Annotated in this window: 3 protein-coding genes; 1 reads left to right on the top strand and 2 read right to left on the bottom strand. The window is 74.5% G+C overall.

The annotated features are described in order from the left end of the window. A partial coding sequence (locus C1A33_RS24325) for a helix-turn-helix domain-containing protein (protein WP_133150810.1) occupies positions 1 to 111 on the bottom strand: 111 nt, incomplete at its 3' end. 111 nt (positions 112 to 222) lie between these two features. Here C1A33_RS24325 and C1A33_RS24320 point away from each other — a divergent pair. After that, positions 223 to 771 carry a GNAT family N-acetyltransferase gene (locus C1A33_RS24320; protein ID WP_101833651.1) on the top strand — a complete coding sequence of 183 codons (549 nt, stop codon included), beginning with the start codon at positions 223 to 225 and terminating at the stop codon, positions 769 to 771. A 75-nt stretch (positions 772 to 846) separates the two neighbouring features. Here C1A33_RS24320 and C1A33_RS24315 read toward each other — a convergent pair whose 3' ends face one another. Beyond that, positions 847 to 1,920, bottom strand: a complete 1,074-nt coding sequence (locus C1A33_RS24315) for an LLM class flavin-dependent oxidoreductase (protein WP_101833650.1) — start codon at positions 1,918 to 1,920, stop codon at positions 847 to 849. Between the last annotated feature and the right edge of the window lie 115 nt (positions 1,921 to 2,035).

Raw genomic sequence — 2,035 nt, 5'->3', positions numbered from 1 at the left:
GGCCCAGTTGTAGGCGAACCGGGCCGCCCCCGCGTGGCGACGCAGGTTCGCGGCCCGGGCGTCGTTCGGGTCGAGTGCGAACCCCTGCTCTTCGAGCCACCGGCCAGGCATCACCCCGCCTCGGACTCGGCGGTTACGCCCGACCACAACGGCCGTGATGCTCAGCCGTGCCGCGCGAAAACCGCTTGGAGGCGGCGGAGTGCGCTGTCTACTCTTCCTGTCGTGCAGATCCGTCACGAGCAACCTGGTGACCGGGAGGCGGTGCGCGACGTCATCCAGCGAGCATTCGGTGACAAGGGGGCGACCGTCGCCGATCTGGTCGACAGCCTGCGGGAGACCCTCACCGCGCACGGCGGGCTGTCTCTCGTCGCCGAGCGGGACGGCCAGGTCGTCGGGCACGCCATGACCACGAGAAGCCTGCTCGACGCGCCCCGCCGCCTGGTCGACGTCCAGGTGCTCAGCCCACTGTCCGTCGTCCCGGAACAGCAGAGGAACGGCATCGGCTCGGCCCTCGTGCGGCGCGGGCTCGCCCTCCTCGCGCAGTCGCCGGCGCCCCTTGTCTTCCTGCAAGGCGACCCCGCCTACTACGCCCGCTTCGGGTTCACTCCCGGTGCCGACCACGACTTCCGCAAACCATCGCTGCGCGTCCCCGACGCGGCTTTCCAGGTCTTCCTCCTCCCCGCCTATCAGCTGTGGATGACCGGGACCCTCGTCTACGCAGACGCCTTCTGGCGGTACGACGCCGTCGGCCTGCGCGACCCCGACGCATAGGCCCCGGCCCCATAGGCCCCGGCCCCTCTCCAGCGGACGGATGCTCGGCCTCGGGGCCACCGCCCCGCGAGCCGGTCAGCCGGGTGGTCGCAGGAGGGGCAGGAGCTGGGTGCCCTGGCGCTCGATCTCCTGGAGGTAGGGCGTGTCGGACAGGACGAAGTGGGTGATGCCCAGCTCGGCGTAGCGGCGCAGGGAGCGGGCGACGTCGGCGGCGGAGCCGACCAGCCAGGTGGTCCCGGCGCCCTCGCCACCGATGCGACCCGGGGCGGTGTAGAGGTTGTCGTCGAGGACCTCGCCGCGGGCCTGCAGGTCGAGCAGCCGGCGCTGGCCGGTGGCGGTCTCGTGGCGGCGGCGGTCGGGGAGGTCGGACTGGCGGGCGGCCAGCGCGGCGACCTTGGCCTCGGCGTCGGCCCAGGCCTGTTCGGTGGTGTCCCGGACGACGGTGGTGACGCGCAGCCCGAACGCCAGCGGCGGGTGCTCGCGGCCCAGCCGCTCGCTGAGCTCCCGCAGGCGCGCGATGCGGTCCCGGAGGTCGTCGAGCGGCTCGCCCCAGAACAGCTGGACGTCCGCCTCGGTGGCTGAGACCCGCTCGGCCGCCGCCGAGGCGCCGCCGAAGTAGAGCGTCGGATGGGGCCGCCCCGGGCGGGCCTGCACCCGGGCGGCGACGGTCGACCCGGTCACGTGCCAGTCGTCGTCGCGGTGGGTGACGTCTCGTTCGGTCCACAGCCGGCGGACCAGCCGCATGAACGCGCCGGTGCGGGCATAGCGCCGCGCCTGGTCGGCCTCATCGTCGCCGTAGGCCGCGAGCTCGTCCGCGCCCGTGACGACGTTCACCCGCACCCGACCCCCCGACAGATGGTCGAGCGTCGCCGCCGCGGCGGCGAACTGCGCCGGCCGCCAGTAGCCGGGGCGGACGGCGATGAGCGGCTCGAAGCGCGACGTCCTCGCCGCCAGCGCTGTCGCCACGGTGAAGGTGTCCGGCCGGCTCCACCCGGCGCCGAGCAGCGCCCCCCGCCAGCCGTGCGCCTCGACCGCGAGGGCCTGGCGGGTGAGCGTCTCCAGGCTGTTGTGGCCGCTGACCGCGTCATCGCCGCGGTGGCCGGGCCGGGCCTCGTTGGGGATGTACCAGAAGAAGTCCGCCGCGGTCATGACATGCCGTCGCCGCCGGCGGCGGGAGCGGCGGCCGAGCCCAGGACCGCAGCCGAGCCCAGGACCGCGGCCGGAGCGAGGGCTGCGGCTGGGGCGGGGTCGGCGGGCCACGGAG

The organism is Frankia canadensis, from assembly GCF_900197875.1.
GTDB classification, from domain to species: domain Bacteria; phylum Actinomycetota; class Actinomycetes; order Frankiales; family Frankiaceae; genus Frankia; species Frankia canadensis.
Note: the sequence above shows the minus strand (reverse complement) of the source record. Positions and strands in the feature narration are given on the sequence as shown.

Excerpts from the sequence above, each read along its gene's own strand:
- C1A33_RS24315 (WP_101833650.1), bottom strand. The coding sequence starts at position 1,920 with ATGACCGCGGCGGACTTCTTCTGGTACATCCCCAACGAGGCCCGGCCC.